Below are 26563 nucleotides of genomic sequence, written 5' to 3'. Positions count from 1 at the left end.
TTCACCTTCCTTTAAATCTCCTTTGTGTTCAAACTGGACTAAGGTAGGATTGAAATCTATCAACATCCTCAAATACCTTAAGCAGGTTATATGGTTCAAACTGGACTAAGGTAGGATTGAAATATTCCTTTTTTATATCCTTTTTTCTCCATCATTTTTGTTCAAACTGGACTAAGGTAGGATTGAAATTTTAATAAAGTTGTTGCTTCTGCTGTATTTTCACTAGTTCAAACTGGACTAAGGTAGGATTGAAATAATATTAGTTTAGGTATTTTATTTAAACCATATTCATGTTCAAACTGGACTAAGGTAGGATTGAAATTTATTCAAGACACTATTATACAATTATGAAGGAATGGGTTCAAACTGGACTAAGGTAGGATTGAAATGACACTTACAGTTATTGGACAAGAGAGGATTTCATGTTCAAACTGGACTAAGGTAGGATTGAAATTAATAAAGAAATTTGGGATATAACTGCTCTATCTTAAGTTCAAACTGGACTAAGGTAGGATTGAAATCCCTTTAATCTAAATCTTTTAAGAAATCTTCCAGCCCTAGTTCAAACTGGACTAAGGTAGGATTGAAATCATGATAACCATTATTTGTTTCTATTAAAATTATATCGTTCAAACTGGACTAAGGTAGGATTGAAATAACTGCTATAATTTGAACATGAGTTAAAATAATTCCAGTTCAAACTGGACTAAGGTAGGATTGAAATCAAAATGCAAAAATGGGGGTAAATTTCGCAATAGCGTTCAAACTGGACTAAGGTAGGATTGAAATGTTACTGTTCTGTTGCCAACAGCAACATCTTCGTCTGTTCAAACTGGACTAAGGTAGGATTGAAAAATATCGTGTTTTGACTTAAAACATAGTTCCAATGGAGTTACAGCAGTCGTGAGGCAAGAATTTGAAATTCATAATCTAGCTAGAAAAACATCCCCTGCGGAATGTACCTATGTACAATCCTACTTTTAATATCTAAAGATACAACCTTCCATGCAAATCTTCTAACACACTCTTTTTCTGATTTGGGGCTTGGTGGGAGAAGCACAAGAATCTTTGTATTGGTTTTTAGTCGTCTTTCATTTGTTTTAGTAATTTCCGCATACCCATCTGTTATAAGCACCAATCTTGTGAACCGATGTTTTAGAACATGCTCTGCGAAGCAATTAAAATCCGTTCCAGAAGTCGTTTTATATTTTCCTCCCAGCAAATCCCTCCTTGAAATTGGAAACACCTTATTACTGAAACCATAGATTGGGAATGAAATCCAATTCTTTATACTTTCCACCGCAGAAAAGATATGTGGAAGCCAATCAAAGAACGAATCTGAGACATCGACATACAAATGCACGCCATACAATTCCTCCTCAACATAATTTCCATGATAGATAATTGGAGCGAAATCATTTCCGAGAAAAATAAAATCTCGTCTTGAAAAATACGGCAGCATTCCAGCACCACGACTTCCACCATACACCCCTCCTTCTTCCTCCTCACTCACCATCTCTTTGATTGCCTGCAAAACCTCGCCTTTAAATTTTGATACTGCCTTCTTAATCCCTCTTTTCTCGACATCCTCACTAAATCCAGAAGATATGTAATCTATATCCTCATCTTTTTTCAAACCTGAATCTTTTAATATTTTATCAATCTCCTCTGGTGGAATATCATCCTTTATCACGAGCTCAGCGATCTTTGTTATCAGGTAAGGAATCTCGCCTTTATGGTGTTCCACCACATGTTTGCAAATTCTCCGCACATCAACACTTTCGGAATCTTTAGTTACATCCATCTGAAGTTTTCTACACGCCTGAGATCTAAAACCGCGGTTTTCCATCAGGTGCGGTGGTAACAGTAACTGATGAGGGCAGTATTTATTTGTGTAGAAATCAAATATTTTCAGGTCATTGACATGCCTTCCAAATTTGATGTATAACTTATGGTTAATTATTACATCCATCGCAAAATTGATCAAATTATGAGGATACAAGCCCTTCAAATCATTATATTCCACTGAAAGATGGCCTAGAATATGGTGGAGTATTTCATGTGCAAGTAAGAACATAACATCATATGCGTTTTTCACATATTTTCTAAAGAATATCGGTGAAATTTCAATCTTCAGCCCAAAATAAGGTTTCATGGTAATTCTGGCTGTTTTTATTTCATCATTCAGTTCAATCTCTACTTCTGTTCCAATTAAATTAAAGATAGTTGAAAAGAACGGGTCTCCCACCATTTCTTTTCGAAATGCAGTAACGAATTTTTTCAACTCGTCGGGTGTCAGTTTTCGCAACATAATCAAAACGGCCAGGCAGGTTTACAGAACAAAAGATACCCACAACTATTTTCCCATATCTCTGTGTATTCTCCGAGTGGATTTTCAGTTTGGGTACCGTAAAAGTAGAATGTTGAATGCACATATTTTGCGATTCCGCGCAGTTCATCTGCAGAAAGTACAGAGAAAGGTATTGGATCTGCGGTGTAAAGAAAAGTACGAACGAGATAATTTTCTGTGAAGTTAGGAGGGACAACAGGGTTTCTTGCCTCGTTGACATCCTCTGGTGGAAGAAGTTTTATAGCATGTACAATCTGGTAAGGCGGATATGGGTTTACATCTACGAGATCTCCACCTTGTCGCATGCTGGCATATTTTTCTCTTATAATATGGAGTCCATATCGCCTTCTTCGAGTTTCAAAATTAGAGCAATCATCGCCTTTTTGAATTCCACAATACCCGTATCTTTTCTTCAAACTTTCCATAATGCCTCGAGGTATTTTCTCGACCTTGTCTGTTGTTCTCAAAATTGCATTTTCTTTTGTATATCCAGAGTAATAGAAATAAATTTTTTCCTCATCGATATTCACCATGCCACACATCACAGGTTGGAGAGTGCCATTTTTCTCTTCCCAGGAATATACAACACCGATACCAGCGTGGAGAAACAGGTAAGTCTCATCTTTAACAACAATCCGTTCGCAATCAACGATGCTTTTTGGTATTGGGTAGCTATCCAGCAAATCATCATCATGAAGGTAGTGATAGAGTTGTGATGGTGCTTTTCCATTTACAGAATATTTAATCCAGAAGTCAAATAGTTCACGAGCACTAGAACTTACTGGAAATCCTTCAATTATTTTATCATTGATTTTAAATATTCCGATTGAACAAATTCTCTGGGTGATAGAATTTGAAAACGGATAAAGTCCTTTTCTTAACACAGTATCTGCAGGGACGTCCACAATTGCCGGCACACATAGGTCTACATTACCATCTGAAAACACCACCTTCATTGCCTCCATTTTTATGCACCTCCTTTTCTTCTATTTGCTATTATTTGGATTTCTTCTGCTATTTTTCCAATATAATCAGGGTTCCTTCCGTAATGTCTATCATCTATCGGCAGTCCAGTTGCAAGTCTCCATCCATTTGCCAAAACAGGCGAGATGATGTTAGTATTCTCTCCAGTTGTAATTGCAGCCCAGATCTGGTGGAAACCCGATGGAAATAAGTTCGCATGGAGCTGCAAAAACCTCTTGTTTATTTGTTGAGAATTGCTACTCATGAGGTCATATATCTTTTCAAGAGCGATATATTTTTTATCGAGCGAGCCCTCCATTTTAATTACTTGCTCGAGTTTTGAGAATTGTACATCTTCAAGTAACTCTCGCTTTGGCAGTTTTCTATATAGAGCCAGAACGGTCTCTCGGACTATGATTTCAACATCGTCTAAAGATACCATTTCATCCTCCACTGGATAAGGTAGCAAATATTTTGTAAGGAGAACTGCGTCTCTAATTGCTTCTTCTTTTTCATTCCCTTTTGCGATTTTCACACTTGCAATGCAGATAAGACTTCTTCGAATCATTCCAGCCCTCCTTCCGTCCAACATATAGTTTCTTTCTTTCAAGCGTTTCTCCAGCATATTCACAAAATTCTCGATTTGTTCACCGTTGTTACTCTCAACATCATGCGCGATCTCTCTTGCCTTCTCTAAAAACTCTACGAGTTTTACATCCTCCTCCAAGCCCACACTTTTGTGCAGCAACAATGCATCGTCCTTCGAAATGTTCCGCATCACCATTTCCTTGTGTTCTTTTTTCAAGTTTCCATACTCTGGCATCCAGACGATGTATGCAAACCTGCCAGAAAGTGCACTATCCAACGGTCTAGTTCCAGGATAGCCGGGCGGATTCATAGCTGCAAATACGTATTTCAAATTTTCTAAGTTTTCACCCATAATTCGTCTGGACCGAATAACTTCAAGCCATTTGCTCTGCATCTGATAACTAGCTCTGGAAATCTCGTCAATGAGTACGAACTCCCTGTTTTGGATTGAGATTGGGGTTTGGACATACCTCACTTTTCCCTCCTTTATGTGGAAGGGGTCCGGATAGCCAAGCACATCTTCAAATAGGGCTTTGGATGCATCATAAGCTATGAAACGCAACCCTAATGCTTTAGCGATGTTCTCACAAAGCATCGTTTTTGCGCTTCCATGTGTTCCAACAAGGAGTACGGGATCACCAGACACAAGTCCTGCCAGCACTACATCCTCAATTTCATCACAACCGTAAACCTTCAATCTCTCTAAATAATTCTTGCTCATGATACTAGACAGTTCATACAATGCATATATAGTTTTCTGTCCGAAAATCCAGATTTTTTGATTTTTATCTGGCAATTTAGCAAATTGTATTTAAGTTTTTTGGTATTTTTCTTTCTGGGTTCGTCTGGACTTCAGACTACTATCACCCCAAGAACTTTATATATCCTCCTGCATTATCTGAGATGGCATGAACATTCAGACCTATCTTCCCTACCTCATCGGGGTTCTCTTCCTTGCTGTCGGGGTGCTCTGGGCGCAGACATACATCCGCAGATACTTCAGATTTGCTGCGGGCAAGGAACGCAAGTACATTGACCCGAACACAGTAATTGTAATTGGGGACTACATCCGGCTCTATCTATTCATTTTTGTCGCTATTGCATCTACTTACATTCTCTCCATTCCCTCAGAGACCTTTAGAGAGCTCTGGATTGTCATGGTAGAATATGGGCCATCAACCATTGCTATTCTCACAGTGATAGCTACAGCCACAATCTTGCTTCAAATCACCCACCGATACACTGACTACATTACAGGCAACCTTCACATCAAACCGAAAACAGTTGTAAGCCAGAAAAATGCGTACATGCTTAACCTTTTGATGAAATATACAATTCTCATAATTGCCGTGGCTTTCGTTCTCATACTCATTCTTACAATAATTGGGAGGCGAGAGAGCGTTTTTGTTGCCTTTGCAGAATTTTTCACGCTAAATGCAATTTACATTGCAATGATGATTGTCATCGTAATCGTGGTTTTCATCGTTGATGAAGGCCTTGGAATGTTTCTCGAGGACCTCAAAACCCACACTAAAACCTTCACACCCCAGATAATCTCCCTCCTTAGAGGCGGCCTCCAGTACGGCCTCTATTCCCTCGCCTGGCTTCTCATAATCTATGTTCTTCTCATGATGATAAAAATGGAGGGGCTGGGCACCATAGTAATCACAATTTATTTCGTGATTCTCATCTTCATCCTCATAATTTTCATAGCAACCACAATCCGTCATGCCTCAGCAGGCATCGTGCTCATGGCAATCAATCCATTCTCAAAAGGAGACAATATCAAAGTAGGAGATGTTGAAGGTGAGGTGGTAGAAACCAACCTTTTCGTGACCAAGGTGAAGGATGTCCATGAAGAAATCCTCACAATTCCCAATACCCAGCTCATTGCCCAGACCGTTCACAATTTTTCAAGAGTGAAAAAATACGGCATCTCAATCAAACTTGAGATTGACTTCTCTGTTCCACACCAGAAGGTTGCGTCAGTTCTCATAGATGCTGCAAAAAACACACTTGGCATAGTCAAGGACCCAGAACCATTTGTTCGCGCTCTAGAAATTCGCGGCAAGAAAATTCTCTACGAACTTGTTGCCTTTACGAAGGGTAACACTGATGAAGAAATGATAAGGGCAGATCTAATAAACAAAGTTCAAGAGGCAATTCTCGCTTCAGACCTCAAAGCTTGTTTTGCGGTGAACACAAATGAGGGACATGGAAAACAGACGTGAAAAACTGATAGAATATTTGACTAAAGCTGGCTATCTCACGAAGCCAGAGGTAATTGCAGCAATGAAGAAAGTGCCAAGGCATCTTTTTGTTCCACCAGAACTTCAGGAGTACGCCTACGAGGACACCCCTCTGCACATCTACGAGGGACAAACAATTTCGGCACCCCACATGGTTGCGATGATGCTAGAACTGCTAGAATTGGAAAAGGGACAAAGAGTATTGGAAGTAGGCACTGGCACAGGTTATCACGCCGCCCTTGCTGCAGAACTTGTTGGTGAGCAAGGCCATGTCTACACCATAGAAAACAACGAAAGAATGTATAAGTTTGCAGTGGACAATCTTAAAAAAACTGGCTACAGCCACACAGTAACTGCAATTTATGCTGATGGCTCTGTTGGCTTGAAAGAACATGCACCATATGACCGCATCTTCCTCACATGTGCCGCACCCAAGCCCCCTCCACCGCTGTTTTCACAACTCAAAGAGGAGGGCATCCTTTTGATTCCAGTTGGTGGACGGTTTTATCAGGAACTCTACCGTTACACTAAAAAGGGAAGCCAATTGGAAAAGGAGAACTTTGGCGGCTGCATTTTTGTCCCACTAACTGGGCAATACGGCTTCAGGCACTAAAAAACAAAGAAAAGATAGATGGTGGCAACGATCACAGTGAGCACGGTTGTGGGAAGCCCTGCAATCAAGAACTGCTTGAATTTCAACTCAAATCCATGACTCAAGGCTGATTCAGCCACAATTATGTTTGCAGCCGCGCCGAGAAGCGTAGCATTTCCTGCCAGTGTTGAAATTGCGGCTAGTGTGAAATAGAATTGTTCCATAGGCATCACATGGCTTACAGGAGCCAACAGCATCACTGCAGGCACATTGCTTATCAGATTGGAAAGCACTACAGTAACAAACGAGAGATTGAAGACACTTGGCTTTTGGATGAAATACGCTTCGATTAAACCCATCAACACCGTGTTTTCCACAGCTCTTAAAAGAATGAAAAGCCCTGCGAAAAAAATAAGGATGCCCCAGTCAACACCTTTCAGCACATCTTTTGATTGAACTTTACAAAGCGGTTGCACGAGTGCAAACACCATTGCACCGCCTGCAATTGCAATAATTGAAATGGGTAGAGCCGAACTAGAAACTAAGAAACCTACAAACACGAACCCAAAAACCACGAGCGAAAACACAAGTAATCTTCTGTTTTTAATCTCGCTTGCATAGAGCAGTTTTGCCACAGAAATCATGTGAAACGCTTTTTCCATGTGCATTTTCGGAATTTTCTCGATTTCCACAGTTATCACTTTCATTATTGGATGGCTCAACTCTTTTCTGAACACGACCTTAAGCACCAAAATTTCAATCAGAATGCATACTATGGTAAGCGGAAGAAGATATACCACAAACTGGGCAAAGGGAATGCCAGACCTCATTGCAATGTAGGCATTCTGCGGATTACCAATTGGTGTTGCCACACTTCCAATGTTTGAGGCCATGGCTTCCCCAACAAGGTAAGGCACTGGGTCAACTCTCAGCGTTTTAGCTACCTTTAGCACAACTGGTGTGAGCATGAGCACAACCGCATCGTTCAGAAAGAGAGCTGAAAGCACCGCGGTGAGCACGACTATAAAGCTCAGTAATTGGAACTGTGTATTCGCGAACTTTGTGACACGGACCGCAGCCCAGTTAAAGAATCCAGATATCTCAAGGGCACTCACAATTAACATCATACCCAGCAACAACGCTATCGTGTTGAGGTCAATTGCACTCAAAGCTTCCTGTGTTGAAATTGCACCCGCAAACACCATTGCAATGCCCCCAAACAGGGCAATTGCGGGACGCTCAATCTTGATTTTGCTCACACGTCTAAACGAGATAAATACATATGTGACGATAAAAATTCCAACTATCAAGTATTCGGTATTCATTTAGTGCTACTAAAAATTGCACGAGTAGATTAAGTTTTTCAGCAAACATCCTTGCACCCACAGAAACTCATATATTACCCTGCTGTAATGTAGGATTGAGGTAAGGTAATGGTGAAGCCAAGAATTTATTTTGATAACAGTGCTACAACGATGGTAGCGCCAGAGGTCGTAGAGGCAATGTTGCCTTACTTCCGTGATTTTTATGGCAATGCCTCTTCACTCCATTCCTTTGGACAGGAGGCAAAGAGAGCCCTTGAGGACTCTAGAGCTAAAATAGCATCGCTTATCAACGCCCATCCTGAAGAAATAATTTTCACTGGTGGTGGGACAGAGAGTGATAACATTGCGATCAAAGGTATTGCCTACAGAAACAAGACCAAAGGCAAGCACATAATTACATCCAGCATCGAACATCCTGCAGTGCTTGAGACCTGCAAGGCACTGGAAAAAGAGGGTTTTGAAGTCACATATCTGAAGGTAGATGCAAATGGAATTGTGGACTTGGGTGAACTTGAAAGGAGCATAAGAAAGGATACAATTCTCATTACAATCATGCATTCCAATAACGAGATCGGTACAATTCAGCCAGTTAAGGAAGTTGGGAAAATTGCAACTGAGCAGGGTATTCCATTTCACACAGATGCTGTACAATCCGCGGGTAAGATTCAGATTGATGTGAAAACTCAACAGATTGACCTTCTTACACTCACTGCCCATAAAATTCATGGTCCAAAAGGAGTCGGTGCGCTCTACATTAAAAAGGGCATCCAACTTCAGCCAATCATACACGGTGGGGGCCACGAAAAGGGCTTGCGTTCCAGCACTGAAAATGTTCCTGGCATTGTAGGATTTGCAAAGGCCTGCGAGATAGCAAAAGCAAATCTGGAAAAGAATGCAGAACACATGCAAAAGCTGAGAGAGAAGACCATAGAGGGTGTCCTTGGAAGTATTGAGGCATGTTACCTCAATGGACACAGGACTCAACGGCTCCCAAACAATGCCCATTTTCGTTTTACAGGTATAGAGGGCGAATCTTTGATTCTTAAGCTGGATGATGAGGGGTTCGCCACCTCAACTGGATCTGCTTGTTCGAGTCATAAACTCCAACCTTCGCATGTACTCATGGCGATTGGTTTGAAGCATGAAGAAGCCCATGGCTCACTCAGAATTACCTTCTCACGCTACAATACTGAGGAAGAGGTTGACCTTTTCCTAGCGAAACTTCCAGGTGTTGTAGCAGAGCTGCGAAAAATCTCTCCGTTATGGAACAGGAGGTAGAAGAAATGTACAGTCCTATTGTGATGGACCATTTCAAAAACCCAAGGAATGTGGGCGTGATAGAGAATGCAGATGGTGTTGGCACTGTAGGAAATCCGGTTTGTGGCGATTTGATGACGGTCTACATCAAAGTTGAAAATGACATAATTGTGGATGTGAAATTCCAGACCTTTGGCTGTGCTGCAGCAATTGCCACAAGCAGCATGATAACAGAACTTGCAAAGGGAAAACATGTGGACGAAGCCCTGAAAATCACTCGCCAAAATGTTGCAGATAACTTGGGTGGGCTCCCACCAGTAAAGATGCATTGTTCAAATCTAGCTGCAGATGCACTCCATCTGGCAATTAAGGACTATTACAAAAGGAAGAAGGGAATAGATATTGAAGTGGAAGTGCATCCAGAGGAGCACGAGCATTAGCTTTTCCCATGCGTCGGCAATATTGCACTTATTCCCTTCGGGTCGTCTATCAAAATCGTAAGCTTCTCTTTTCCTTCAATGATGTTCGCAATCCTCTGTTTCAATTCCTCACACTTATTCAGTTCCTCACCCTTTAAACTGGATTTTAGATTGTCTAGCACATCCTCAAACCTTCGCAACAACCCCTCTACATTTGAAATGTAAGTTTCCGAAACAGGTCCAGGTGTAATTTCAACCCCTAATTCTTTGAAAATCACTTTCGCATGCGATGATTTGACAACTCTCGCATCTAGGTCCTCTGGTTTCTCCACAACGAACTCTATATGCACTGGCGCTCTTTCCTCTACCGGCGAGACCTCAGCAGATTTATATCCACAGAGCTGGCAGGAAATGGTTGTCTGGATACAGGTACCTATGTAAGGAATGTCTATCAAACTGGAACTTAAATAAATGCCTTTCTGGCTGCAGGAAGGGCACGGAATATCAACAAAGATACCATCAGCGCTCATCTTTTCCCTTTGAAAGGGCTTTGAGAATGTCGCCACGAGTGATAATGCCCTTTATTTTATGGTCTGTGATTATTGGAATCCGGTTCACCTTGTGCTTTACCATTAGCTGGATAACCTGCCCGACATCATCATCAGGGGATGCTGTGACAACATCTTTCGTCATAATTTCGCTTACCTTTGTGTTCACAAGTTCCTCGTAAATCTCTCGCGCTTTCTTTTCCTTTGGAATCTCCACAAAACTCACACTGATGAGCGGCAGGTTTGGGAATACAAGTCGCAACTCCCTGAATTCAGTTCTTAACTTTTCAAAAATATCTGTTTCAGATATGATACCCACAAGATTCCCTTTTTCATCAACCACTGGAGCACCACTTATGTTGTGGCGTGCGAGGGTATCTACCGCATCCTTTATGGTTGCGTTTGCAGGGAGCGTAATCACCCTCTTCCGCATACACTCAGAAACTTTCATGTGTAAATGTTATGACAATCCTGTATATAAAACCAACAGAGGTAATCGAGGTGCAGAAGGAGGCGAAAGTTCTTCGAATCATGCTAAAATATGGGTGTGAAGCCACATGCTCTAATTCTAGTTTGCTAAGAACTGGAATGTAGCATAACTAGGGTTTTGAACTTTCTAGTCTCAGGGAAGCATACATACACAGCAGTGGGCCGCAATTAACACAATAGCCAGATACATCAGAATAACGGACACATCAATCCTGCAAATCACCAGTATTTACATAAAAGACCTGTTCGGCCTAGCCTCAAGCTTTGCAGCGGGAGAAAAAAATAAGTTAGGGTAGTGTATTGAGGAAAACTGAGTATGAGACCTGAGGATATAATTATTGGATGCTGTGGGTTTCCAGTGGGCATCGAAAAGTATGCGGAGATACTAGATGCAGTTGAGACCCAGCAGACCTTCTACCGCCTGATTCCAGAAAAAACCGCCCAGAACTGGTGGCAGAAAGTCACTTCTACAAAACCAAACTTTCAGTTCACAGTTAAAGCTCACCAGTTCATCACCCACAGACCGGGCGGAAGCACTTACGCGAAGGCGGGAATTGTGATTCCGGAGGAAAAAAAAGGCAATTATGGCGATTTCAAGCTCACAGAAGAGGTGCTTGGGGCCTGGGAACACACAGTAAAGATCGCAAGGGAATTACATGCAAAAGCAATCTTACTTCAGTCCCCTCCTTCTTTCAATGAAACTCTAGAGACTGCTGTAAACCTCAGAAATTTTCTGGCTAAGATAAAAACAAACGAATTTCTGATTTTTTGGGAATTCAGGGGTAAATGGAACGAGGAAACCGTGAAAGCCCTCTGCGAAGAATTTGAAATTTACCACTGCACAGACCCGATGAGGAAAAAGCCAATTTCTGGAAAATACTACTATTTCAGATTACATGGCGGTGAAAGATACAGACACACCTACACACAAAGCGAACTTGAGAAGTTAGCTGCGGAAGTAAAAGCCCTGGATGGCGAAAAGGTATATGTTTTTTTCAACAACACTAACATGCTCAACGATGCTCAAAAATTTCAAGCATTGATAAAATAGAGCGATTTACGCCTTTCCAGCTCTTTGGAGAATTATAAGCTCTTCAGTGGTGATTTTCTTACCACTCATCAACTTCTGGTAAATCTCTTCTGCTTGCTTATCTGCATCGCTCTTCGCTTCCTTCTTTGTCTTCTGCCTCAATGCATGGACCATTTTTTCAATGTCATGAATTTCCCGTATCTTGTCCACATGCTTTCTATGCGCCTCATCTGCTTCCAATTTTGCCTTCACGAATTTCTCCTGGGCTTCATCTGCCTGTCTTCTCAAATCATCTGCTCTGGAGAAGAGTTCGACCATTTTCTCGTGTTCTTTCTGGGCAATCTCAGCATACTCGTTCACGAGTTTGTGATGCCGTTCTGCCTCCTCCTTCGCATGTTCATACTCCTTCGTGAGCGCTTTAATCTCCTCATCTTCCTCTATCTCCTTCTCCCGTTTTCTAATCTCTGCCTGCAATCTCGCTATTGATTTTATGAGTTCCTCTTCCTTCTCTCTGCTAAGCACTGAAGTCATTTGTTTGAATTCAAGTTCTTTCAATTCTTTCTTCAATTTAGCTATAGGGTCGCCGTTTTTAGGCATCTTTTTCCGTTTTGCCATTCGGATTTTATCTGCAATCTCAAAGGTCTTCTTATTCCATTTTTCTCGCTCTACCTTCTCTTCCTTCACCTTATTGTTGTATTCTTCTCGCTTGTTCTTATGTTCATTAGCAGCATCAGCCAGTTTCTTGGCTTCGTTGTTTAACCTATCTCTTTCTTCTACCCACTTCTTGGCTTCAGCATTTAGATTGTCTCTCAACTGCCTGTATTTTTCCGCTTCAGCATTCAGTTCTTGAATTTTCTTTTCCAGGTCGTAGAGCACTTCGTCAGGCATGTTGTTCCTCTTCAGAACTACTAAATAACCAATACCTACACTTATTTATAACTGTTTCTATTGCATCAATCTGCAGAATTGCACCTACAACAAGGCCAGTATGAGGAATAAGATATTTTATATACTTCTCTCTACTTACTACCAGCAGAAGGCATGGCGAAGAAACGGGTTTGTATGGCCTGCGATGCGGAAGTAGGAGAAAATGATACAGTGTGTCCCAGCTGCGGTGTTGACCTTGAGTTTTTTGCAGTAGTTGTCGAGGACAAGAAGAAGGCGTTAGATGATTTGCTTTCGTCTGTGATAGGTGATGAAAGCACTGAAACACCAGCAAAAGAGGAAGAAAACCAAAAGCAAAAGATACAATCTTCAACCAAACAGTCAGAATCCAGTGTCTTTGACCTATCTGAACTTGAGATTGATGAAAAACCAGTGGCACCTGTACCTCCAGCAACACCGCTTGAAGAGGAAACAAAGATTGTAGCTACACCAGATAAAAAATCCGAGGTTCTAGGTGAGAAAAAGGAACCAAAGGTGATTGTTGAGAAAGTCGAGTATGTAAAGGAGATGCCAAAGCCAAGAGTGCCCCCATCCCCACCACCAGCAGGAATACCAGAACCTGCTCGTGCTTCTGAACCGCTGACACCCGACAAGGAACTGAGTTTGAAGACGGCGGAAGCAAAAGCCCTGATGACTGCGGGCACACGGCTTGAAGCAGAACTTTCGGCACCAAGGTCTTACATAGCCCAGGGAGTCCAATTTGCAAAAAAAGGAGATATTCAGACGGCGTTGAAATATCTAAATGATGCCATTGCTCTGTTGAGAGAGACGAATGTGAAGAAGTTAAACGAACTGCTAGGCAACATTGAAAGAAAAATTGCATTGCTTGAGAAACACGGGACCAACATGAGCAGGGAAAGAAAGATGCTGACAGAGGCAAAAGAGTGCATTGCACGGCGTGAGATATTAGATGCAGTAAACCTCTACGACAATCTGCGAGAAATGCTGGGAATTGCTGCGAAACCCGCTGAAAAGAGAGAGGTGGGAGATGAATTTGACCGTGTGATGACTGCAATGGAAAGATACGGACTGGATATGCGGGAAGAAAAGGAGCGTTATGAGCGATTTAGATACACAGCTACACCTTCTGAACTTGAAAAATTCAAAACGGAAATGCTTGAGGAAATGAATGCCAGAATTTACGGAGAGATTGCCGAGCTCGGGAGGGTGCTTGTTGAGAAAAAATATGCAGGTGCAAATGTCAAAAATCTGGCTGCAATCCTGAAGCAGGCGACAATCGCATTCAAGCGAAAACAGTATGTGGAAACACTGAAGTATTTGGAGTCCTTCAGAAAAATTGCGAGCTACACTACTTTTACACAACAGGCAAAGCCAAAATCCCAACCAGGAAAAACAGAAGGGGAGAAAACAGCGAAGCCTCCTCCAGAAACCATTAAAATTGCACAGGGCGACATTTGCTTCATTAACACGAACAATGTAAAGCTTGCTTATGCTGCAGCTGCTGAATTTCTGAAAAAAGACCGTGTTCTCATCATGACCACGAGCTACCCAGAACGTCTGAAAAAAGCTCAGGGACTTGAGAAAGCTGCATTTGTTTATCTTACAGATAGCTATTCAGTGGAGGAGCGATGCGACATCAGACGCCTTGACTTTGAAATCACATATGAAATTTCTAACTTTCTTGGAGAAGCAAAAGGGGGTTTAATTGTAATTGATGACATTGAACTAATGGCTCTTTACAATGGAATGGACGCAGTGATGAACTTCATCAAGGCGGTGATAGACAAGGTGATGCAAAACAACACGGCATTGCTGGTGACTGCAGACCTGAACACATTCTCAAAAAAGGATGCAACCATGTTCCGTACCTTGTTCAGCAAGATAGTGGACAAGCAAGAAGATTTACCGGTTAGAGAGATGAACATAGGCTTTCAACCAGTGCTGGGCCGCTCCTACCTTGTCGAAACTAACACCACTACAATTGAAATTATAAGAAATTTAATTAGAGGAAGAAAAGCTCTGATGGTCACCAAAAATTTTCCGAAAAAACTCAAAGAGGACCCGAGATTCACGGATGCAGAAATCTACTGGTTTACAGAATCAGAGGGCTATGAGAATCTGCTGCGCCCCTCCCGCCTGGAATTCGAGGTCTTGAAAACAATTCTGGATTTCATGCGTGAAACCCATGGTCTTGTGTTCTTCGATGCACTTTCAAATGCACTACTTTCAAATGACTTCAAAGCCGTGGTGGATTTTCTGAAAGCAATTGATGATGAGAACTCAATTTCAGGGAGCACCTTGATTGTTGAGATGGCACCTGAGAGCATTGAAAAGGAAAAAACAAGGATTATTGAGCAACGATTTGATGAAATTTTGAGGTATTGATTTGCTTACCACAACTCTCCATCCTGTCTATACACCACTGCAGGGCATGGCTGGAGGCAAGTGCCGCAGTGCTGGCATTTTTCTGCATCTATTTTTATTCCCTTCTCATCAAAACTGATTGCTTTTTGAGGACATCTACCAATGCAAATTCCGCATTTAACACAAGACACTGCTTTCATTATCACAGCATGAACTTTTTCCAGATTGGAACGCATTTCCTGCTCGTCCTTTCCTTTCACAGCAATTGCGCCTTCTGCAAACACCTGGGCAAACTCGATTTCGCACATTTCTTCCTGGCATCTGACAACGCCAATGATGTTCAGCAAATTGCCAACTCTCGCAAGCTCAAATTTTGTGGTATAGACCCCTTCAATTTTATAGCCGCCAACACAGGGGGCATAGCCATCAGCTAGCTTCAACTCAATCCCTCTTTCAACATGCTTAATCTCAATGCCCCCTATGTATTCCTTTATTCCTGGTGGGAGCTTCCGCCATCGCCAAAGCCCGAATTTCACATACTCATCTGGATGCCCATGCTTTGCAGCATGCTCCTTAAGATAGTTCTCCCATTTCTTGAAATTCTTGAATTTCTTTCCAATAATGTAGAAATCACCCATGCTGGATGCGGGACAAAGATAACATCCAATTCGTTCCATTCCTTCTCTATACCATGGATTAATTTCACAGCCGGAAGCAAAGATGTAGAGCCAGATGTGTAATGCATTCCAGTATTGGACTGGTGAAGCCCCTATTTGCCCTGGAACCCATGGATTCTCCCAGACGCTTCCTTTCTGTGCCCTCTGCTCCGACTCATACACTCTCTGCCCGATGAACACAACAGCACCATCTGGAAAATGGGTTGCAATCAATCTGGAGGTGGGCCCGAGTTTGCAGAGCTTGCAGCACCAGCGAAAATCCCTACCAGGTGGTCCAAAAAGTTCAAGATTATCCCAGAACGCGTTTCCTGCCTTCTCCTCAATCAGCTCCAGCTTGAATTTGTCTGCAATTTTTTTCACATACTCAACCGTCTCAGGCAACTCAAGCCCTGTATCTACAAAGAGAATTTTCGGGGTTATACCCGCTTTCAGGACGAGGAGGAGAGTGACCAAGCTATCCTTTCCGCCACTAAATGAAACTGCCACAGGCTTACCATGTTTATTCACAACGCTCTGAATAAAGTTCAGTGCCATTGCCTCCTTTTTTGCCAGTGCTTCCTTGCTCCCCTCTGCGATTTTTTTCCAGTCCGTGATTTTGTTTTCCAGCACTCGCGGTTCACGAAAGCCCTCCTTCCATCTTACCTTGACAGCCACACCTTTTCGCTCTCCTTCCTTCAGCATCTCCATTGCATCCATTTTGGCAACACCCACAGCTAATGGGCGTTTCAAATTATCCAGGACAATAACTTCATCACCTTCTTCTATGCTTTTCTCTGCATCCACAACCCCTGCAGCCATCAAATTGCTTCCATTTAGGATTGGTTCAACAGCCCCCTCATCTGCAACCACATACCTCCTTGCGAGAAATTTTGCAATTCTGAAAGCCCCCTCCATTCTCAAAAGAATTTGCCAACCCTTCTTTATGTCATAACGCGCAGCTCCCACAACCTGCCCGTCCATTATGATTTCATACATCTTGTCAATGCTGGGCACTGGGTTAAGCACCACAATTTTGTTTTTGGGGAATAGGGCAGAGCCACAGCCCTTCCCAAATTGGTCATCCAAAATTCGGCGAAAGATTCTTATTTCCTTATTGAAACCAGGCTTTACATCACCAGGTGGTGTAACTGGAACCTCCACAGTTGCGGAACCGCAAATCCCGCAATTTTTCTGCTCGACAACAGGAATGTTACAGGAGAGACACCATCTTAGCACAAGAGGCCCAAATCTTACAAGACCCATGAGAAGATGGAAGGACTGAGAGGATAAAAAGATATTGAATGGTGTGCTTATGCGGACAACACTAAACTTGAGAGCAGAGAATTCAGCAGTGAGTATACCACAAAAACCATATATTCTTACCTATTCCCGTTTTTGATAATTATGTACGAGATACGATTTCATGGCAGAGGTGGACAGGGGGCAGTAATTGCCTCCAATTTGCTGGCTGAGGCGTTCTTCATCGAGGGCTATGATGTACAGGCGTTTCCTTACTTTGGTGTAGAGCGGCGAGGTGCACCAGTGACTGCATTCACAAGAGCGGATACGAAGCCAATTAGGGTGAAGATGCAAATTTACGAGCCAAACTATGTTGTGGTGCTCGACCCAAGTGTGATGCTCAAGACGGATGTGACCTCAGGGTTGAAGCAGGGTGGCTTTGTCCTGATTAACACGACAAAAAAACCATCTGATTTCAAGGATAAAATCAAGGAGCGAGTTTTCACAGTGGATGCAAGTGGAATTGCAATGAAGTACAGACTTGGTTCGAGGGTTGCACCAATCGTGAATACTGCCATTCTTGGTGCCTTTGCGTTTGCAGCTAAGATGCCGAAACTTGACTCAGTGCTTGCAGCAATCAGAAAGGGCGCACCTGTAAAGCCCGAAGAAAATGCTAAAGCGGCTGAGGAAGCTTACAACTCCACGGTAGGTGAGTGAAATGGTGTTCAAAAATGTGAAGGATGTACCTGTTGGACCCTATTCCCATCTTGAAAGCACACTTATAAACAAGACAGGAGAATGGCGGAACATGCGACCTGTGCTGGATAGAAGCAAGTGCATTCGCTGCTACATCTGCTGGAAATTCTGTCCGGATGTGGCAATTAAAATTTTACCAGATGGGAATATAGAACATGACTACGAATTCTGCAAGGGCTGTGGAATTTGTGCAAACGAATGTCCAAAGAAAGCAATCACAATGGTAAGGGAGGAATGAAAGTATGGTGAAGAAGGTGATTACTGGCAATTCTGCAGCTGCCTATGGTGTTAAGCTTGCAAGAGTCCAGGTGGTTTCTGCATACCCAATCACTCCTCAGACCACAGTCGTTGAGAAACTTGCTGACTTTGTCGCAAATGGTGAGTTGAATGCCAGATTTGTGAATGTGGAATCGGAGCACAGCGCCCTCGCTGCCCTGATTTCGGCGTCGCTGGGCGGTGCAAGAACTTTTACAGCAACATCATCCCATGGTCTGGCTTTGATGCATGAAATGTTGCACTGGGCAGCGGGTGCAAGAACACCAGTGGTCATGGTGAATGTCAATAGGGCTATGGGGCCTCCATGGAATATCTGGGCTGAAATGACGGATAGCATCTCACAAAGGGACACTGGCTGGATTCAGTTCTATGGTGAGAGCAACCAGGAAGTCCTTGATACCATGATACAGCTTTACCGCATCTGTGAGAGCAAGGAAGTTATGCTCCCAGGCATGATTTGTGAGGACGCTTTCTATCTTTCGCACACAGTTCTCCCTGTGGACATACCGGAACAGGAGGCAGTGGATAAATTCCTACCACCATTTGAGCCCGCTTACAAACTTGATTTTGATAACCCTGTTTCTGTAGGGTCGCTCAGCATGCCACACCAGTGGTACATGGAATTACGCTACAAAATTGCGGAATCAATGGAGAATGCAAAGCGAAAGATTGTGGAAGTTGACAGAGAATTCGGGAAAATCTTCGGAAGGAGTTACTCTGGCCTTGTTGAAAATTACAGAGGCGAGGATGCAGAACTTTTGCTCATCTGTGCAGGTACAATGGCTTCAACGGCTAAAGATGTTGTGGATGAGTTGAGAAATGAGGGTGTGAAAGCAGGGTTGCTGAGGTTGCGTGTGTTCCGCCCCTTCCCGAATGAGGAAATTCTGCGTTTAACACAGAATGCAAAGGTTGTTGGTGTGGCAGACCGCTCAATCTCATTCGGAAATCAGGGACCGTTTTTCACAGAGGTTAAAGGTGCGCTTTATGGCAAAGGAGATAAAAAAGTGCTAAAGAATTACATAGTGGGCATTGGCGGAAGGGATGTAACAACTACAACAATCAAGAACATATTCAGGAACATGGCGTATATAAAAGAGCATGGAATAGATGAAGAACTAACCTGGGTGGAGTTAAAGAGGTGAGAAAATATGGCGAAACCAACAATACCAACAGAAGAGTATATGATTTCTGGGCACATGGCATGCCTTGGCTGTGCTGCACCCCTTGCAATGAGGTATTTGCTGAAGGCATTGGGTAAAAGAACTGTGGTGAGCATTCCCGCATGCTGCTGGGCAGTCATTCCCGGCGTTTTTCCCTATACGAATCTGAAGGTCCCGCTAGTTTACACCGCCTTTGAAGTGACGGGCGCAAGCATATCTGGTTTAAGAGCAGCACTGGATGCAAGGGGAATTAAGGATGTGAATGTGGTGGGATTTGCAGGAGATGGAGGTACTGCAGACATAGGGATTCAGGCACTTTCAGGGGCAGTTGAAAGAGGAGAAAATGTAATTTACATGTGCTATGACAACGAGGCCTACATGAACACAGGTATCCAGCGTTCTTCTCTAACTCCATTTGGCGCTTGGACCACCACAACACCAGTGGGTAAAACCAAGTTCTGGCAGAAAACGCAGAAGAAAAACATGGTAGAGATTATGGTGGCACACAGAATTCCCTATGCTGCAACGGTTTCAGTAGCTTATCCTGAGGATTTCATAAATAAAGTGAAAAAGGCAGCAAGTATTGAAGGGCCAAAATACATCCATGCATTTGCACCCTGTCCAACTGGTTGGAGGGTTCCACCTGAGAAGACGATAGAAGTGGCAAGATTGGCTACAGACACATGCATCTTCCCGCTCTACGAGGTTGAGTATGGGAAATACAAGATAACAAGGAAGGTTGTGAACAAGAAGCCAGTGGCAGAGTATCTTAAGATGCAGGGGCGCTTTAGTTATCTCGGTGAGGAAGAACTCAAAAAGATTCAGGAGTATGTGGACAAAGAATGGGAGTTATTGTTGAAGAAGGAGGAGATCACAAAGGAGTGGTGAGATGCTCGGCAAGCCCGGGGAGAAAGTGCTTCTGATGGCAAATGAGGCAATTGCAAGGGGAGCGATTGAGGCAGGGCTGGATTTAGCTGCCTCTTATCCGGGAACTCCCTCATCTGAAATAGGCACCACTCTCGCAAAATTCTCAGAAAAGTTCGGATATTATTTTGAGTATTCTGCCAACGAGAAGGTGGCAATGGAAGTTGCACTGGCTGCAGCGGTTTCTGGCTTGTATTCAATGACGATGATGAAGCATGTGGGCTTGAATGTGGCTTCGGATACTCTTCTAACTCTTGCTTACACTGGTGTAAAAGGTGCGATGGTGATTGTGAGTGCTGACGACCCTTCATGTCATTCAAGCCAGAATGAGCAGGACAACAGGTACTATGGATTGCTTGCTAACCTGCCTGTGCTTGAGCCAGTAACACCTCAAGAATGTCTGGATTTCACAAAGTATGCATTTGAACTCTCACATGCCCTCGAACTTCCAGTCATTTTACGCACAACCACAAGGGTCAATCATACGAGTGCAGATGTTGTGCTCGGAGAAGTTGGGCAAAGGCACCAGGCAAAATTTGTGAAGGAACCAACAAGGTTCGTTACAGTGCCTGCTGTGGCGAGAGCAAGACGGCTCTGGTTGCTTGAGCAGATGAAAAAGGCCAGAAAAATTAGTGAGGAAAGCAATTTTAACAGAGTTTATGGAAATGGGAAGCTTGGCATAATCACCAGTGGTGTGGCTTACACATATGTGAAGGAATATCTGGAAAAGGAGAAAATAGATTGTGGGATTTTCAAAATTGGTTTTACAAATCCATTGCCTGAGACAAAAATTCTGGAGTTCATGAGCGATAAAGACAAAATAATAGTGTGCGAGGAACTTGAGCCTGTGCTTGAGACCAGGGTGAGGGCAATTGCCCAGATGCAGGGTTTAGTCCAGAAAATTTACGGCAAGCTGGATGGTAATTTTCCGTTTGAGTATGAATGGAACTATGAGGTAGTTGCAAAGGGCATAGGAAAGATTATGGGAAGGCAGTATGAGACAAAGAAAGCTGCAGCTTCAATAGAGATTCCTGCAAGACCTCCAGTGCTCTGTGCCGGCTGTCCGCATAGAGCCACATATTATGCAATAAAGAAGGTCACAAAGGGCAAGGCCATTTTCTCCTCAGACATTGGTTGCTACACCCTTGGGATTCAGCCACCACTGGAGATGGCGGACTTACTCACCTGTATGGGTGCAAGCATTGGAAATGCAAATGGGCTGAGCAAGGTAAATTCAGAGCCAGTTTTCGCTTTCATAGGAGATTCCACATTTTTCCATGCTGGGATTCCAGCTTTACTTAATGCTGTCCACAACGGCCATTCTTTCATTGCAGTAATTATGGACAATTCCACAACTGCAATGACAGGGCACCAACCCCACCCAGGGCTTTCGGTTGACGCAGCAGGCAGAGAGGCAAAGGCAGTGAGCATTGAGGCAGTTGTGAAGGGTTGTGGAGTGGATTATGTGAAAGTTGTAGATGCTCTGGACATCCCGAAGGCGGTTGATGTCTATAAGGAGGCATTGAATGTTAAAGGAGTCAGGGTTGTGATTTCCCGCTCTCCCTGTGCGTTGCTTCTCGCTGGCGAGAAGCGGCGGAAGGGCGAAAAGATTGGGCGATATTTTGTTAGCCAGGATTGTAAAAAGTGCCATGTTTGTATCACACAATTTGCCTGCCCAGCTTTTTACCTTGAAGGCGATGAGGTAAAGATAAATGATGGGCTTTGCCTGGGCTGCGGTGCCTGTGCCTTCGTGTGTCCGTTTGGGGCGATAAAGCGAGGTGACTGAAATGAACATTCTGCTCTGTGGTGTCGGTGGCCAGGGCATAATTCTTGCCTCTCAAGTGCTTGGAGAAAGTTGTATCAAGGCAGGGAAGCATGTGGTAATCAGCGAAATTCATGGTATGGCACAGCGTGGTGGAAGTGTTTACACTTTTGTGAGAATAGATGAGGGGGACGCCCCAATTCCGCCAGCAGGAAGTATCGATGTTGCCGTTAGTTTTGAGCGTGTGGAGCTTTTGCGTTATCTGGATTATCTCGGCAAGAAAACAATTGCTCTGGTTAATGAGGCGAAAATTCCACCAATCGGTGTTTCTTTGCAGAAAAAACCCTATCCTGGTGTTGAGGAAGTTGTGGCTGAATTGGCAAGGATTGCTGGTCAGGCAGTCCATTTTGATGCAGAAAAGCTGGCAGTTGAGGCAGGGTCCAAGCTAGCTGTGAATTCTGTAATGCTCGGGGCTATTGCTGCACTACATGGCTTCCCGATTTCAAAGGATGAAATGCTCGAAACCCTGCTCTCAAAACTACCCGAGAAGGTGAGAGAGGTTAACAGGAAGGCGTTTGAGGGAGGGTTTAGCATGACAGAAAGCAATAAACAATTTTAAATAAGCGTAAAAAATTTAAATAAGTATCCATTAACTCTTCTAACATAGAAACCACAAATTCTATGGTGAGGAAAATGAATGGAGGTAGAAAAAGAATAAGGTTGGGAGGAAATTGTGGGGAGTTAGATCGCACTAAACTTCGGGCATTTTTCCTGGTTGTCCTCGTTGTGGTTAGTATTGGAAGCTTACTTATAATTTCTGCCAGGGCGCAAGGTATTAATACAAATCAGAGCGTGGATGCTAAAGTTTCACATTCTCCAATCCACATAACTAACAACAGCGAATTCACAGCAGCAAATGGAGTATCTGGAGGTTCAGGAACACCTTCAGATCCATACATCATTGAAAATTGGGAGATTGATGCTAACGGCGGAACTTATTGCATATCTATTGAAAATACGGATGTTTATTTTGTAATCCGGAATTGCACTGTAAAGAACGCAACATTTCAACAATCCATAGCAAGCTCGGGTATATTCCTGAGCAATGTGCAGCATGCTACTATCAAAGACAACCTTGTAGAGGAGAATATGAATGGCATCTTTTTGTATTGTTCAAGCGACATTTCTATACTTAACAACACTGTGTTCAATAACCTCCCATTTGGAATTGTATTGTATTCTTCAACGATGAATAACATATCAACAAACAATGTTTCTTTTTCACCTATGGGAATTGTTTTGATACTCTCACAAGTCAACAGTTTGGGCAACAATTCCATGTTGAGCTCTGGTGTTATTCTTATGGGCACCTCTATTTTGGACTGGACGACAAATGAGGTCGATATTACGAACACAGTGAATGGACTGCCAATATATTTTTACAAAAACCAGAATGGAATAACGGTCCCCACGGATGCGGGTCAGGTTATTCTTGCCAATTGCACAAATTTTGTTTTGTCTGGGTTGTCATTTTCAAATGTTTCATCTGGAATTCAGCTTGCCTACTCAGCATACAACACAATAACTGCCAGCAGTTTTACAGGAACTCAATTTGGGATTCTTGCAATGTTTTCAGAGCACACAAACATAACTTTCAATACTATAACAGGTAATGGTTATGGAATTTCGCTAGAGTATGGGAGCAACTATACTACAATTACCAACAATGAGATTTCAAATAATTATCGTGGAATTTATTCATATATTAGCAACAACAATGTTGTCCATAACAACAGCGCTTTTGGTAACAACTATAGTTTCTTATTTTGGGTTTCAGAAAATAACACTATATCTGAAAACAATGTGTTCAACAACACCCATGGCATATATCTGTATTTCAGTTCACATAATAATACTTTGAGAAACAACACTATCTGTGATAATGAGTACGAGGGGGTATTCATGCAATCCGCAAACAACAATCAGTTGATTGGAAACAAGATGTGGAATTGTGGCATTATAATGGCAGGATATGAGCTTGAAAACTGGAACACACATGAAATAGACATTACAAACACAGTGAATGGTAAACCCGTGGGTTATTATAAAAATCAGAAGGGTGGCACAATCCAGTCGAACATCGGGCAGTTGATTCTTGCAAATTGCACGAATATGACTGCAAGTGGGCTGGAACTCTCAAATGCTTCTGCAGGAATTCAGCTTGGATTTTCTTCTTACAACATTATAAATGAAAATACACTTACAGGGCATTCTTGCCACGGACTCTACCTCTGGTATTCAGACCACAATTACATAACTAACAACAGTATAGCTGGTAACTACCAAGGAATATACTTCCGTACAGCAAACTCCAATTCTATAATAGACAACAATGTATCCGGTAATACTTACGGAATCTATCTGTACAATTCCTGTAAGAACGAGATAAAGAATAACTGGCTTTGTGCCAACAAAGAGTATGGAGTATTCCTAACGGACTATTCTAGCAGTAATTATCTCCTTCACAACTACTTTGTAGGCAATGGAGAATCTTCCCTTGCCTCTGTTACTACCTTGCGTGGTGTGAGTGGTAAATGCCAGGCATATGATAATAGCGAATGGAACACCTGGTATGACAACACTACAAAGGAGGGCAACTACTGGAGCAACTGGGATGGTAATGGCTGGGGTACACCAGATGCCTACCAGATAGACGGAGGCAAAGCAAGTGACTGGTATCCACTTGGAAATCCTGTGAATGAATTCCCAGCATGTTCTTTCCTCCTCGTGTTCCATGGAATTATTATCATTGTTTACAGAGTTTTCAGGACTTGCGGGTCTCTTCCTCTCTCAAAAACAGCATCAAAGCCGGATTGGATTTGATGTATATCGTTCCATAGCTGTTGCCCTCAACTGCATTTCCAAGTTCGTCAATGTAAATGTCGTAGTAATAGGGAGTTCCATCATCGTAGTGCTGATTGTTTGCGTTGTTTCCCATGCAGGTATTGTTCTTAATTGTGTTAGCTGTGCAGTATGCACCCACATGGATTCCATCCTGGATATTATTGTTTACAACGTTGCCAATAACCATATTATAACTTGCCTCCAATCCTCCACTAACCCAGTCTAAGATAATTCCGCACCCAGTGTTGAAGCTGCAGTTGTTGTAAGCAATTGTGTTGTTGTCGCAGTAAATTGCGATTCCATCTCCCTGGTTCTGGCAGACATTGTTGTGGGTAATTGTGTTGTTTCCGAAGCCATAAAGCGAGGCCTGAACTGAAATTCCCGCAAAACTCATCCCAGTAATTTCATTGTAAGCAATCGTGCAATTCTTACAATCGCTCACATGAATCCCTTTTACGGTGTTTACGATCTGGTTATGTTCTGCTGTGGAATCATAGAGATAATGAAAGTAAATGCCCATGGATGTACAACTTTGGATTGAGTTGTTGGTGATGTGCACATTCTCAGAGGAATAACCGCTGCCTCCCAGCGAAATCCCTTCCTCACACATGCTGATTGAATTTCCATTGATCGTGAGGTTTGTACATCGCTCTATTGAAATTCCAGATGAGCAGTTTGTTATCATGCAGTTCTCAATTTTTCCGTTTTTGAGGTTTCCGAGAGAGATTCCAAAACCATAAGCACCAGCACTGTGGATGTAGCAGGAACGAATGACAAAATGAGCGGTTGTCTGGCTAATGGAGATGCCGACTTTGACAAAAGGATATTCACTGGTGTTTGCAGTCGAAGCATCTATGTTCCAGCCCTCGATTATGTAGGGGTCTGCTTGTGTGCCAGAACCTCTAACAACGCCTTTTGCAGGTGTAAACTCCTCATCACTCTGAATGATAATAGGACCTCCAGCGTAAGTTTGGCCTGTGGGTGTAGCCGAAACCACATCTGATTCGGCACTCTCTCGCGTTCCGTTCACGGCAGTAACCACATAATAGTATGTCTGGTCATTTGTGAGCCCTGTGTGATTGTATGGGTTGTTTACATTCTGAATTTTTGTCCCGGTTTGTTTGGAGACACTAGGATTTACTCCCCAGTAGATATTGTAAGAAGAAGCATTAGGTACAGGGTCCCAGCTCAGCCGCACATATCTGTCCCCTGCAAAAGCATGAACATTTGTTGGTGGTGAAAGAATCGTTGGAATATTGTTTCCATCGTTCTCGTTGTCGGGGATCATATTGTTCACTGTGTTTCTCATCATGTTCATCAAAACCATGGCACCAACCACACTGCCAATTATTATTACTACAACCACTACAGCCAGAACAATGACCAAAATTTTACTTGAATCCTTTGGCGGTGGGGGTGGCGGGGGCGGTGGCTGTGTGTACCCTTGGTATGGGTAGGGTTGCACGGGCTGCGGGTATGGTTGCTGGGGATAATTTGGTTGCTGGCTGAACTGGCTGTTATTGGAAGGCACACTACTTTGGGGTTCGTTTTGTCCGATCATAATTAGATATTCTTTTTTGCATATATAAAGATTTATTTTGCAAGAATGTGAAGTTGTAGAGCAAAATTTTATAAATAAGCCCGGGTAGTGCCGAGTGAACAGTTGCATCCAGAAGCAAAGGGTTTAAAAAATTTTAGATAAGTTTAAATAACGGTAAACTATAAATACCACTTTGTATTTCACCTACCAATATGTTAAAAAGAATTTTAATTGCCAGGATTGGCTTTACTCTACAATGTCGCATC

Annotated in this window: 22 protein-coding genes and 1 CRISPR repeat array (1 of these 23 only partly in view); of the genes, 13 read left to right on the top strand and 9 right to left on the bottom strand. The window is 42.8% G+C overall.

Going from position 1 to position 26563, the window contains the following annotated elements; genetic code table 11:
- Positions 1-855: a CRISPR direct-repeat array (repeat unit 30 nt; unit sequence GTTCAAACTGGACTAAGGTAGGATTGAAAT) (it extends 4852 nt beyond the left edge of the window).
- 79 nt (positions 856-934) lie between these two features.
- From QXD64_06000 to QXD64_05990, 3 genes are read right to left on the bottom strand one after another with little or no spacing between them, the layout of a single operon-like run.
- Positions 935-2284 carry a hypothetical protein gene (locus tag QXD64_06000; GenBank protein ID MEM3396867.1) on the bottom strand — a complete coding sequence of 450 codons (1350 nt, stop codon included), beginning with the start codon at positions 2282-2284 and terminating at the stop codon, positions 935-937.
- A gap of 29 nt (positions 2285-2313) precedes the next feature.
- Positions 2314-3315, bottom strand: a complete 1002-nt coding sequence (locus QXD64_05995; protein MEM3396866.1) for a hypothetical protein — start codon at positions 3313-3315, stop codon at positions 2314-2316.
- A gap of 2 nt (positions 3316-3317) precedes the next feature.
- A complete protein-coding gene (locus QXD64_05990) occupies positions 3318-4622 on the bottom strand; it encodes a MoxR family ATPase (protein MEM3396865.1) in 1305 nt (434 codons plus the stop codon).
- Between the two features lie 187 nt (positions 4623-4809).
- On the opposite strand from QXD64_05990, the gene QXD64_05985 reads away from it, so the two are divergent.
- Together QXD64_05985 and QXD64_05980 are read left to right on the top strand one after the other, a co-directional pair.
- Positions 4810-6132, top strand: coding sequence for a mechanosensitive ion channel (locus QXD64_05985; protein MEM3396864.1), 1323 nt, complete (start codon positions 4810-4812; stop codon positions 6130-6132).
- A complete protein-coding gene (locus QXD64_05980) occupies positions 6107-6763 on the top strand; it encodes a protein-L-isoaspartate(D-aspartate) O-methyltransferase (GenBank protein MEM3396863.1) in 657 nt (218 codons plus the stop codon). Before QXD64_05985 ends, QXD64_05980 begins: the two co-directional genes overlap by 26 nt.
- Here QXD64_05980 and QXD64_05975 read toward each other — a convergent pair.
- Entirely contained in the window at positions 6760-8067 is a 1308-nt protein-coding gene (locus QXD64_05975) for an SLC13 family permease (protein ID MEM3396862.1), read from the bottom strand. The genes QXD64_05980 and QXD64_05975 overlap by 4 nt on opposite strands.
- Before the next feature lie 108 nt (positions 8068-8175).
- Here QXD64_05975 and nifS point away from each other — a divergent pair, with 108 nt between their 5' ends.
- The gene (gene nifS / locus QXD64_05970; GenBank protein ID MEM3396861.1) at positions 8176-9345 is read left to right on the top strand and encodes a cysteine desulfurase NifS; all 1170 of its coding nucleotides are present in this window, start codon (positions 8176-8178) and stop codon (positions 9343-9345) included.
- Positions 9346-9350: 5 nt separating this feature from the next.
- Entirely contained in the window at positions 9351-9764 is a 414-nt protein-coding gene (nifU, locus tag QXD64_05965; protein MEM3396860.1) for a Fe-S cluster assembly scaffold protein NifU, read from the top strand.
- Here nifU and QXD64_05960 read toward each other — a convergent pair.
- Both QXD64_05960 and QXD64_05955 read right to left on the bottom strand, forming a co-directional pair.
- Positions 9761-10273, bottom strand: a complete 513-nt coding sequence (locus tag QXD64_05960; protein MEM3396859.1) for a ZPR1 zinc finger domain-containing protein — start codon at positions 10271-10273, stop codon at positions 9761-9763. The two genes, nifU and QXD64_05960, sit on opposite strands and share 4 nt — an antisense overlap.
- Positions 10263-10742 (bottom strand): CBS domain-containing protein, encoded by a 480-nt coding sequence (locus tag QXD64_05955; protein MEM3396858.1) that lies wholly within the window; start codon positions 10740-10742, stop codon positions 10263-10265. The genes QXD64_05960 and QXD64_05955 overlap by 11 nt, the downstream gene beginning before the upstream one ends.
- A gap of 354 nt (positions 10743-11096) precedes the next feature.
- On the opposite strand from QXD64_05955, the gene QXD64_05950 reads away from it, so the two are divergent.
- Positions 11097-11831: a DUF72 domain-containing protein gene (locus tag QXD64_05950; protein ID MEM3396857.1), complete on the top strand. Its 735-nt coding sequence runs from the start codon at positions 11097-11099 to the stop codon at positions 11829-11831.
- Positions 11832-11837: 6 nt separating this feature from the next.
- On the opposite strand, the gene QXD64_05945 is transcribed toward QXD64_05950, so the two are convergent.
- Positions 11838-12698, bottom strand: coding sequence for a phosphoserine phosphatase (locus QXD64_05945; protein MEM3396856.1), 861 nt, complete (start codon positions 12696-12698; stop codon positions 11838-11840).
- Between the two features lie 153 nt (positions 12699-12851).
- On the opposite strand from QXD64_05945, the gene QXD64_05940 reads away from it, so the two are divergent.
- Positions 12852-15101, top strand: coding sequence for a DUF835 domain-containing protein (locus tag QXD64_05940; protein ID MEM3396855.1), 2250 nt, complete (start codon positions 12852-12854; stop codon positions 15099-15101).
- A 5-nt stretch (positions 15102-15106) separates the two neighbouring features.
- On the opposite strand, the gene QXD64_05935 is transcribed toward QXD64_05940, so the two are convergent.
- A complete protein-coding gene (locus QXD64_05935; protein MEM3396854.1) occupies positions 15107-16999 on the bottom strand; it encodes a phosphoadenosine phosphosulfate reductase family protein in 1893 nt (630 codons plus the stop codon).
- A 141-nt stretch (positions 17000-17140) separates the two neighbouring features.
- On the opposite strand from QXD64_05935, the gene QXD64_05930 reads away from it, so the two are divergent.
- The 7 genes from QXD64_05930 to QXD64_05900 all read left to right on the top strand — a co-directional run bounded on the left by QXD64_05930 (position 17141) and on the right by QXD64_05900 (position 24736).
- The gene (locus tag QXD64_05930; protein MEM3396853.1) at positions 17141-17692 is read left to right on the top strand and encodes a 2-oxoacid:acceptor oxidoreductase family protein; all 552 of its coding nucleotides are present in this window, start codon (positions 17141-17143) and stop codon (positions 17690-17692) included.
- Between the two features lies 1 nt (position 17693).
- Positions 17694-17969 carry a 4Fe-4S binding protein gene (locus tag QXD64_05925; protein MEM3396852.1) on the top strand — a complete coding sequence of 92 codons (276 nt, stop codon included), beginning with the start codon at positions 17694-17696 and terminating at the stop codon, positions 17967-17969.
- 4 nt (positions 17970-17973) lie between these two features.
- Positions 17974-19149, top strand: a complete 1176-nt coding sequence (locus QXD64_05920; GenBank protein ID MEM3396851.1) for a transketolase C-terminal domain-containing protein — start codon at positions 17974-17976, stop codon at positions 19147-19149.
- A 6-nt stretch (positions 19150-19155) separates the two neighbouring features.
- Positions 19156-20055 carry a pyruvate synthase subunit PorB gene (gene porB / locus QXD64_05915; protein ID MEM3396850.1) on the top strand — a complete coding sequence of 300 codons (900 nt, stop codon included), beginning with the start codon at positions 19156-19158 and terminating at the stop codon, positions 20053-20055.
- Between the two features lies 1 nt (position 20056).
- Entirely contained in the window at positions 20057-21877 is a 1821-nt protein-coding gene (iorA, locus tag QXD64_05910; GenBank protein ID MEM3396849.1) for an indolepyruvate ferredoxin oxidoreductase subunit alpha, read from the top strand.
- A gap of 1 nt (position 21878) precedes the next feature.
- On the top strand, positions 21879-22472 hold the full coding sequence (locus QXD64_05905) for an indolepyruvate oxidoreductase subunit beta (protein ID MEM3396848.1): 594 nt from the start codon (positions 21879-21881) through the stop codon (positions 22470-22472).
- A 74-nt stretch (positions 22473-22546) separates the two neighbouring features.
- The gene (locus QXD64_05900) at positions 22547-24736 is read left to right on the top strand and encodes a NosD domain-containing protein (GenBank protein ID MEM3396847.1); all 2190 of its coding nucleotides are present in this window, start codon (positions 22547-22549) and stop codon (positions 24734-24736) included.
- On the opposite strand, the gene QXD64_05895 is transcribed toward QXD64_05900, so the two are convergent.
- Complete coding sequence (locus QXD64_05895) at positions 24678-26318, bottom strand: right-handed parallel beta-helix repeat-containing protein (protein MEM3396846.1); 1641 nt, start codon at positions 26316-26318, stop codon at positions 24678-24680. The two genes, QXD64_05900 and QXD64_05895, sit on opposite strands and share 59 nt — an antisense overlap.
- Between the last annotated feature and the right edge of the window lie 245 nt (positions 26319-26563).

This window comes from Thermoplasmata archaeon (genome assembly GCA_038874435.1).
Classification (GTDB): Archaea; Thermoplasmatota; Thermoplasmata; order Lutacidiplasmatales; family SKW197; genus SKW197.
This window is presented reverse-complemented; position numbering and strand designations above follow the sequence as displayed.